Consider the following 9,841-nt stretch of genomic DNA (forward strand, 5'->3'; position numbering starts at 1 on the left):
GCTGGGGTTGCTTATCCCGGAAAGAGGTGACACACTTTTCTGAACACTCCCCTGTCTTCATTGCTAACTGCCAACTGCCCATTGCCAACTATCTTTTTATTGCCAACTGCCAACTGCCCATTGCCAACTATCTTTTTATTGCCAACTGCCAACTGCCCATTGCCAACTCTCTTTTTATTGCCAACTGCCAACTGCCAATTGCCAACTCTCTTTTTATTGCCAACTGCCAACTGCCCATTGCCAACTCTCTTTTTATTGCCAACTGCCAACTGCCAATTGCCAACTCTCTTTTTATTGCCAACTGCCAACTGCCAACTGCCAACTTGTTTCCCAATGGGTAAAAAGACTCTGAACGTACTCCCCTGATTCACAACGCTTTCCACTGTAATCGTGCCCCCATGCAATTCCACAAGTTCTTTCGTCAAAGCGAGTCCGATACCGGTTCCTTCACCGTCTTTGGTATATGAATCGCCTGCCTGGTAGAAACGGTCGAAGATGCGGGGGAGTTTCTCTGGGAGTATTCCAGCTCCGGTGTCTGAAATCAAAATTTCCACCATATCGAAGCTGTCAGAAGGTCTTCGGGCCTTCAGGTCTTCGGGTACCTCCATACGAACTCCCCGTTCACGAGGACCTGCAGACCTGTAGACCTGTAGACCCGTGAACCTGCCGACCTCAACAAGAATCCGTCCCCCATCCGCCGTCCACTTGAACGCATTCCCCAGCAAATTGAACAGGATCTTCTCGATCTTGTCCGGATCGACCAGGGCAGGGATGCCATCACTTTGAGCGGAAAACTCCAGCTGGATGCCTTTTAGCTTTGCTAAGGATTCAAACGATTGGACATACCGTTTGATCAAAGGGATGACATCCCTTTCTTCTAACTGCAGCTCCATTTTACCGGATTCCAGCCGGGAGAGTTCCAGCAGCTGGTTGATCAGATTCTGCAAACAGGTGGCATGGCGCTGCATGATGGCGATGTCCTGCTTTGATTCTTCATCCGTTGTTTTTGAGAACAGCTTCTGCAACGGACCGAGGATCAGCGTGAGGGGGGTGCGGAACTCGTGGCTGATGTTGGCAAAGAACCGGCTTTTCATGCTGTCGAGCTCTTTGAGCTTCTGGGCTTCAATATGCTCAATTTCAAGGGCATGCTTCAGCCGCTGCCGCTTCAGGTCATACTGTCTCCAAGCAATGATTGCGCCAACCAGCAACAATCCGTAAAGGGTATATGCCCACCAGGATCTCCAGGGAGGAGGAAGGATGGTGAGGGCCAGCGACACGCCGGATTCGTTCCAGTACCCGTCGTTGTTCGATCCTTTCACCCGGAAGGTATAATGGCCCGGGGAAACACCGGTATAATGGGCCGATCGCTGGTTGCCGGTATAGTACCACTCGTCTTCCAACCCTTCCAGATAAAACGCATACTGGTTTTTCTCAGGGATCAGGTAATCCAGGGCGGCAAATTCGAAGGAGAAGAAATTCTCATTATGGGTTAGCGTAATATGTCTTTTTACGGTCACACTGCTATCCAATGGAAACGGATTGTTAGCGACCTTAAAGTCTGTGATAGCCATGCGCGGAGTCAGCATGTTGTCTTTTACACTATCTGCGTAAAACCATAAAAAGCCATCGTCCGAACCAATGTCACTGCTTAAGAATAATCTCCCGTCTTCACTCTGATGAAATGTATTTGCAAAGTGAAAGGTAGAATTGAACCCGTCGAACGGTAATCCATCCCTGATGTCAAAAAACCGTACTGCATTTTCAGCCCAGGTTCCCGGCCGATACCTGATCAATCCCCTGTCGGCATGAAAAATCCATAAGTGACCTTGACTATCACCGAAGATTCTGATGATCTTTCCTGTATACTTTTTATTAAACACAGTGTCGGATACACACTGTCTGTCATTGAAATTGTAAACGCTCAACCCTTTATCTGATCCCAACCACAGGATTCCATTGAGGTCTTCGTAGATAGCAGTGACACAGGAGCCGGAAAATCCATTCTGGCCGGACCGATCATCCAGGCAGCTGGTAAAACCCAGGGGATCCCTGTTTTCAGGTTGAAGGCAGTACAGGCCGCCATCCCCGGTGCTGACCCAGAGATTGTGTTTTGAATCCTTCGCAATACGCAGGATCTCTGCTTTTTGAAGTTTATCGTGTTCTACAGGATGCGCCCGGTCCAATACGGGATCCCTCCTGTCCTTGAAATAAAGTCCGGTGTTCGTCCCGATCCATAATACACCCTCCTGATCTTCCACAATATTTTCAATAATAGTTGGTTCCGGGATACCTGCCGGAAAAGGTAATTCCACTTTGGTGAACGTTTTTTTATCCCTGTCGAAAGCAACCAGCCCCCAGGCGTTAAAACCAAGCCACAGGATACGATCGTTACCTTCGCAGATACAGACGATCTGGTTGTGCTGCTTCTCGTCAAAGGTGTCGATGCCGAACTGCCACCGGGAATAATTTCCCACCAGTTGAAAATCCCTGTCGTATTGAAAAAGGCCCATATCAATACCGCCGATCCACAGGTTTTCATCATGGTCCATAAGAAAGCAGGCAGGCTGGCAATGAACATTCTCATCAGGCAAGTACATGATGACCTGGTGAAAGGGGCTGGCATTCACATTCAAAATATCCACTCCTGAAGAGATCGTACCGATCCACAATAATCCGGACTCATCCAGGCAGAGGTTCAGCAGAAAATGATTTGAAATGCTCAGGGGATCAAGCTTATCTTCAAAGTAGGCTTCAAATTTTTCACAGTTGGGATCAAACCTGTTCAATCCCCACTGCGTTGCGATCCACACTACGGGATGATCTTTTTCTCCGGCCACGACGATCGATCTTACATAGATATTGCTTATGAATTTGGTTCGATCGGGATCCGCATGCAAAAATCCATTTAATCCCACTGGCAGGTAATGTATCATTTCATTGGTGCTTCTGTTATATTTGAACATCCCCCAGTGTGTACCCATCCACAACATACCCAATGCATCCTCTGCAAAGCAGGAAACCTGACTGTAATCGGGAGGTAACTCTGTTCCAAGGTCAAAGGAGGTGAATCGTTCTGTCAGCCGGTCAAACCGGTATACGTTCCCGGCTGAACCAACCCAGAACGTTCCGGTGTTATCCTCAAGCAGTGCCAGGATCCTGTCACCGGGATGACCGGGATTTACGGTTTCGGGCCGGAAGGAGCTGAAATGCCTGCTGGTCGGGTCATATTTGTTGAGTCCTCCGTTCGTTCCGATCCACATCATCCCCTCCCGATCCTGATAGATCGTATTGACCGTATTATTGCTCAGACTGTTGGGATCCTCGGGATCGGACAAGAAAGCGGTAAATGTTTCATGTACCCGGTCGAAAAGTTGCAGTCCGTTCTGAGCAGTTCCCACCCACAGGTTTCCGTCACGATCTTCCAGAAGTACCTGGATCGCATGGTTCCCTGATCCTGAATGTGGATCTTCCTTTATTGGATATGTTTTAATCTGGTATCCGTCAAAACGAGCCAGCCCATTGCTGGTTCCAAACCACACGAACCCGTTGTGGTCCTTGATGATCGACAAAACCTTGTTTGAAGGTAGCCCCTGTTTAGTTGTCAGATGCCTGAACCTGAGGGATGGTGTTTGTGAGAAGCTGGTGATGGCCGTACAAAGCAATAAAACAGTCAATACGGGGTATTTGGGGAAATGAGCCATAGCCTGGACAGAAAAACACATGTAAATATACAATATTAATTGACGATTGTCAATTTTCGATGTTCAATGGGATGGCAATTTTTCAAGCAGGACGACACAAACCGCTCCGATAAAACCGAGCACCGTGAAAATACCTGCCAGCTTGCCTCCATGTTCAAAGGCCTCCGGTATCATCGTGTTGGCCAGCATCACCAGGATGGCTCCTCCGGCAAATGCCTGGATGAAGGCGATTGTAAGATGGGAAGCGTTGCTGAAAAGACCATAACCGGCCAGGGAAGCCAGTGAGCACACCAGGGCGATGATCAGCCACAAAAGCTGGATTTTTGTCCTGCTCCAGGCCCCGGCAACCATACCCGAGGTCCCTGCGATTGCCTCCGGCAGGTTGGAAATGAAAACAGCCACCAGCATGGCCAGGCTGACTTTCCCTCCGCCTATCAGTCCCATACCGATGACGATGGATTCAGGAATGCCATCCAGGATGGTCCCCAGAACGATCGGGACGACCAGGTTTGAGTCGTGGGATCCTGCAATCTTTTTTCGGCCACGTGCACCCATTTTGCTGATCAGCAGGTCGCTGAAGAAAAAGGTAAGCGCCCCGATAAGCAATCCCAGGATGGCCATGCCACTGCCTTTGGCAAGTGTTACAGCTTCGTAGGTGAGTTCATACGTTACCGCTATCACGAGCACGCCTGCTCCGAACGCCATGATCAAACCAAGTGTGCGCCGGCCGATCCGGACTCTCGACCCGAGGGAGCCACCAATGATCAGGGATGTTGTGGCAACGAATCCCCAGAAAAAAGCATTGAGCATATTGAAAAAGAATGTAAATCAAAGCAAATATAAAAAAAAGAATCCCTGTTGACCTTTCCCGGATGCTTCTTTCATCCCTGAAATTCCTATATTTGATCGTCAAAAAAGATCCGGCTTATGCTTTCCATCCAAATTCAGCTTCAACAGCAGGGTACGCTCATAACCCTCGAAGGCCAGTTCAACGCCCTTGGAGCGGTTGATTTCGATGGGCAGACTGCCGGAATGGCCATAGAGAACAGGAATGTCATTCTGGATTTCAGCCGCGTGACCTTCCTTTCCAGCGCCGGGATCCGTTCCATCCTCAAACTGGAGCAATCCATGCGTCCGTCAAAGGGAACGCTTTATGTTGCGGGTATCTCTGACGCCATCAGCCAGGTCCTCGATATTTCCGGCCTGTCGCGCTATCTGAACATTCACCGTGATCTGCCTGAGACCTATGCACAGATTGACAGAATCAGTCAACCGGGATTGCATTTTGAAACAGAAATCTGTACATATCAGATCAGGTTATCCTCAGCGGCCACCAGCCAGGCGCTCATCTGGAATAAAAAATTCAAAACCCCAACCTGGGGTGTTGCGGATGACCGCCCCATACTGGCCAGTTCCCGGGAATTCATCCTGGCAATCGGACAGGGATCCTTTGTCCAGGGAACTCAGCCGGAAGAACTTCAGCGCGGGCATTTCCTGACGATCGGGCGGTTTACGGGCATTTGTCCTGCTGCCAGGGACCTGCCGTTTGATTACATGCTGACGGATCCTCGCGACGGTTGCGGAATCCACGTGTGGGATGCACTGAGCTTTGCTGGTGAACCGGACGCTGAGATCCTGATACATGCAAAAGGAGAGGTCACGCTAAGCCAGCTGATCTGCGACCTTTATCAGGTTATCGCCAGGGCGACCCAGCGGGTTCCGGAAGTGATCGGAATGCTTCTGGAAGGCGAGGTCAATGAAAAAGAGGGTTTCCAGGGCAGGAAGGAAAATTCAGGTGCAATTCTGGCAGGTATTGCAGCCATACATCATAAAGCGCTGACCGACAGGGAAGACCCTGAGATCCTGGATTATTTTTCGACCAAGTCCTGGAACAGGGCGGGTGATGATGTTTCTTTCCTGGCCATTGCTGCCCGTGGAAGCAGACATTATGGGGAAGACTTTAGCAGCCATCCCAGTTCATTTCCGGAGGTGGATCCGGATAAACTTGACCGCATGTCCACCGTGGAGGATCCGCCGGGGATCACCCTTGCCCGTGCCTGGATCTATGTGCCGGGGGATATTGCGCCTGCTTCCATCCGGCGTCTGCGCATCGAAAAGAGGGATGACGGTCATTTCCCTGATGCCTGGGAGTTCATCGCACGGGATCTTTACCGCACCAGTGGCAAGTTGATCCTCACACCCATTCACGGCGGTTTTTCAGCTTCCACTTTTTTTGCCGACAGTTTCGACGGGCAGGGGCGCCGGCAACTCCCTTCCGTGCTGAAAATAGCCGGAAAGAAAATCATCGACAGGGAAGAATCCAACTATAACGAATACGTCAAGAAATACATCCTGAACAACAGCACCTCCATCTTCGGAACGTCCGTTTTTCAGGAATGGAAAGGATTATGCATAAGCTTTGTCGGCATCACCGGCCCCGAAAGTAACATCCAATGGCTGACCAACCATTACAGGAACCGGACGGCTAAGGAACTTTTACCGCTGTTCGACAAGATCTTCACGCATGTCCTCAAACCCTGGTATGGCCAGCCCCGGCTCGAAGTCATTTACCCATACCGGGATCATGACCCGCGAAGGGTGTTCTTTCCGAACCTTTGCCGCGATGCCGAAGAGGAATTCGGGATATCTTCAAAAGAGGAATATATCTGGTTTCCTGAATTGAAGAGAAAGATCGTCAATCCCTACTGGTTCCTGGAGACTATCTTCGAACAGCGGAAAGATTATAAAAAGCTGTGGTATAAATGTATTACGCACCGCGATTTGAACATGCAGAACATCCTGCTCGATGAGATCGAAAACGTTTACATCATTGATTTTTCGGAAACACGAATCGGGAATGCAGTAGCCGATTTTGCGCGTCTGGAACCCATCCTGAAAATCGAGATGAACCGGATCGACTCGGAGAAGGACCTTGCATTGCTGTTGGATTTTGAACAGGGACTGCTCGAACCCGACTTCCTCGATCAGTTGCCTTCTTTCCGTTACAATGGGGATGATCCCAATGTGCATAAAGCGTATCAGGTGATCTGCCGGCTGAGACACTATGCTGATGTGGTAACCCTTTTTGAAAAAGACCTGGAGCCTTACCTTCTTGCCGTCCTGGAGTGGACCTTGCCGGTGGTCAGCTACAAAGGAGTTGATAAGCTGCGCAAGCGCTATTCAGCCTGTTCGGCCGCTCTGATCTGCGAAAAGATACTTACAATCTCCTGATTCTTTAATGTAACCCACCCCTGCAGAGGTTGTATCAAAAGTAGTTGGTTTATTGTAAACCGCAAAGACGCCAAGACGCAAAGTCCTCAAAATCAACATTCTATTTCTCAGCGTCTTCGCGACTTAGCGGTGAAAAATAACTCTTAATACACCCTCACGGGGGAGGGTGATCCCTTTTTAAGGAAACGAGATCATACGGCGATTTCATCAAATATCCCAACAACTTCACTCCGGGAAGCAGCAAGAAGCATCCTCATTTTATACTTCTTAAAATTCGGAACACCTTTGAAATATCCTGAATAAAATTTTCGCATCTCCAACAGGGCTGTTCGCTCTCCCTTTAAATCGATGGCATAGGCAAGCTGTTTTTTTACCATTTCAATCCGTTCTGCTAAAGAAGGTTCCGGTAGCAGCTCCCCGGTTGTCAGGTAGTGCTTCACTCTTTTAAATATCCAGGGATTGCCGATGGTGGCGCGCCCGATCATGATCCCGTCAACACCATATCTTTCTTTCATTTCACGGGCACTCTGTGGGTTGACCACATCACCGTTGCCAATCACCGGGATCCGGATGGAGGGATGGTTTTTCACCTTTCCGATCAACGTCCAGTCAGCTTTTCCGCCATACAGCTGATCGCGTGTGCGGCCGTGGATGGTGATGGCCTGAATCCCCTCATCCTGCAGCCGCTGGGCAACTTCCAGGATGTTCTGACTGCCTTTATCCCAGCCCAGTCGTGTTTTTACGGTGACAGGCAGATGAGTGGCTTGCACCACGGCTTTGGTCATTTTGACCATTTTGGGAAGGTCCGTCAGTAAGGCAGCTCCTCCTCCTTTGCTGACCACCTTACGTACCGGGCAGCCAAAGTTGATATCGATCAGATCAGGCTCCGATTCTTCTGCAATCTGTGCGGCCCGTACCATTGATTCGGTATCGTGACCAAAGATCTGGATCCCTATCGGGCGTTCCTGCGGAAGAAAGTGCAATTTCGCCCTGCTTTTCCCGGCGTTGCGGATCAATCCCTCCGAAGCAATGAACTCCGTGTACATCAGATCCGCCCCAAGTTCCTTGCACACCAGCCTGAACGAAAGATCGGTGATGTCCTCCATCGGCGCCAGGATGACGGGGAAGGATTCGAATCGTATGTTGCTGATTTGCATTATTTCAGGTTTTTTTAGGTCTGTGGGTCTGTGGGTCTGTGGGTCTACGGGTCTGCAGGTCTGCAGGTCTACAGGTCTGCGGGTCTGCAGGTCTGCAGGTCTACAGGTCTACAGGTCTTCAGGTCTGCAGGTAGCCGGTAGCCAGTAGGCAGTCAGCAGAAGTGATTCTAGCGAATGAATCAACTTTGTGCCTTTGTGCCTCTGTGCCTTTGTGCCTCTGTGCCTTTGTGCCTCTGTGCCTTTGTACCTCTGTGCCTCATCACTACAAAATTACTACTTTTACCCCCTCAATTCCTCGGTCATGATGCGGGAGACTTTTTTACGGAATTTTACACCCTTTACGAAAATTATTTTCTTTGGGTTGATCGTGGTCGCCACCCTGTTGTTCACACTGATCGCCGGGATTGCACTTGTCTGGATTTTTTACGGACCGGGCATCATGACCGAACTGATGGATATGACCGGGAACGGTGTTCTTTCGAACCTGAATCTTCAGAAATACATTCAGATCGTCAGCCAGTTCGGCACCTTTGTTTTTCCTGCATTGATCTTTGCATTCCTGGCAAGCAGGAACATCTGCGCCTATCTTAAGCTGGATGCCGCCCCGCGAATTTCCGCGATGGCGCTGGCGGTCGTAGCTTTCCTTGCCCTGTTGCCATTCATCAACTGGCTGATGGGGGTGAATGAAGAGCTTCATTTACCGGGATTTTTAGCAGGTGTGGAAGACTGGATGCGCAGGTCGGAGGAGCAGGCCACTCAGCTTATGGATGCCTTTTTAAGCGACACAACTGCCAAAGGGCTGATTGTTAATTTGTTTATGATCGGCATCCTGGCGGCTGTCGGGGAGGAGCTTGTTTTCAGGGGGATTGGTGTACGGTTGCTGTATGAATGGATGCATAACAAGCATTTGGCAGTATGGATCTCAGCGATTGCTTTCAGTGCCCTGCATCTGCAGTTCTATGGTTTTTTACCCCGGATGATCCTGGGTGTGGTGCTGGGATATCTATTCATCTGGAGTGGCAGCCTCTGGGTACCCATCATCACTCATTTGATTAACAATGGCCTTGGTGTACTCATCATGTACTTTTACAACAAGGGCTCCATCACAACGAACCTGGATGAATTTGGAAGCACGGGGAGCGGATCGTTGATCGTCATCTCCCTGGTTTTCAGCGCTGGTTTGATGATGTGGTTCTTCCGAAGTGAAAATAAAAAAAGGAGATTACCGGAAAGCATCTCCTTTTTAGAAAGCGATCTGGAATAAGTTTTGCCTAACGTTGTTTACCTTCCTTTTTCGCCGAGTAATTGATTTTAAAAGCCCCGATCTGTCTCAGTTCCTGCTTGATATCGGTAACAATGCCCATTTTTGTGGCTTTGTCAACCTTCAGTGATGTGGTGATCAGCTGCCGGTCAACCTCATCGCGTGCTTCCCTTTCGGCAATGACAAAATCACTGATATCGGCCACCGTAGCGAACCGGTCGTTCAGCTGTATTCTGGATTCGGTACCCAGTTTAGCATTCATGGGTGGTCCGACGTAGACATAGCTTACCAATCCTTTCTTTTCGAGTTTTTGAACCTCGGTAGCAGTGGGAGTGGTAACCTTCAGGAAGACAGATGCTTCGCGGATGGTTGTGGTCACCATAAAAAATATGAGCAACATGAAGATGATATCCGGCAGGGATGCCGTACTGATTGCTGGTAATTTTTTGGATTTGCCAGGTGTGAATTTTCCCATGTTATTGTCCTCCTCC

General features: G+C 49.5%; 6 protein-coding genes. 2 read left to right on the forward strand and 4 right to left on the reverse strand.

Annotation, left to right across the window (positions count from 1 at the left end):
• Positions 1–11: 11 nt before the first annotated feature.
• On the reverse strand, positions 12–3,701 hold the full coding sequence (locus PKI34_13305; protein HNS18782.1) for a two-component regulator propeller domain-containing protein: 3,690 nt from the start codon (positions 3,699–3,701) through the stop codon (positions 12–14).
• 63 nt (positions 3,702–3,764) lie between these two features.
• On the reverse strand, positions 3,765–4,511 hold the full coding sequence (locus PKI34_13310) for a hypothetical protein (protein ID HNS18783.1): 747 nt from the start codon (positions 4,509–4,511) through the stop codon (positions 3,765–3,767).
• Positions 4,512–4,628: 117 nt separating this feature from the next.
• On the opposite strand from PKI34_13310, the gene PKI34_13315 reads away from it, so the two are divergent.
• Positions 4,629–6,932 (forward strand): STAS domain-containing protein, encoded by a 2,304-nt coding sequence (locus PKI34_13315; GenBank protein ID HNS18784.1) that lies wholly within the window; start codon positions 4,629–4,631, stop codon positions 6,930–6,932.
• A gap of 191 nt (positions 6,933–7,123) precedes the next feature.
• Here PKI34_13315 and dusB read toward each other — a convergent pair whose 3' ends face one another.
• Positions 7,124–8,089 carry a tRNA dihydrouridine synthase DusB gene (gene dusB, locus PKI34_13320; GenBank protein ID HNS18785.1) on the reverse strand — a complete coding sequence of 322 codons (966 nt, stop codon included), beginning with the start codon at positions 8,087–8,089 and terminating at the stop codon, positions 7,124–7,126.
• 301 nt (positions 8,090–8,390) lie between these two features.
• Here dusB and PKI34_13325 point away from each other — a divergent pair, with 301 nt between their 5' ends.
• Positions 8,391–9,353, forward strand: a complete 963-nt coding sequence (locus tag PKI34_13325; protein HNS18786.1) for a CPBP family intramembrane metalloprotease — start codon at positions 8,391–8,393, stop codon at positions 9,351–9,353.
• A gap of 7 nt (positions 9,354–9,360) precedes the next feature.
• Here the strand turns inward: PKI34_13325 and PKI34_13330 are convergent, their stop codons facing one another.
• Entirely contained in the window at positions 9,361–9,825 is a 465-nt protein-coding gene (locus tag PKI34_13330; GenBank protein ID HNS18787.1) for a biopolymer transporter ExbD, read from the reverse strand.
• Positions 9,826–9,841: the final 16 nt, after the last annotated feature.

This window comes from Bacteroidales bacterium (genome assembly GCA_035342335.1).
Lineage (GTDB): Bacteria > Bacteroidota > Bacteroidia > Bacteroidales > JAGONC01 > JAGONC01.

Bases quoted from the DNA above. Each gene is read 5' to 3' on its own strand.
- PKI34_13310 (HNS18783.1), bottom strand. From the start codon at position 4,511: ATGCTCAATGCTTTTTTCTGGGGATTCGTTGCCACAACATCCCTGATC.
- dusB (HNS18785.1), bottom strand. From the start codon at position 8,089: ATGCAAATCAGCAACATACGATTCGAATCCTTCCCCGTCATCCTGGCG.
- PKI34_13330 (HNS18787.1), bottom strand. From the start codon at position 9,825: ATGGGAAAATTCACACCTGGCAAATCCAAAAAATTACCAGCAATCAGT.
- PKI34_13315 (HNS18784.1), top strand. From the start codon at position 4,629: ATGCTTTCCATCCAAATTCAGCTTCAACAGCAGGGTACGCTCATAACC.
- PKI34_13325 (HNS18786.1), top strand. From the start codon at position 8,391: ATGATGCGGGAGACTTTTTTACGGAATTTTACACCCTTTACGAAAATT.
- PKI34_13305 (HNS18782.1), bottom strand. From the start codon at position 3,701: ATGGCTCATTTCCCCAAATACCCCGTATTGACTGTTTTATTGCTTTGT.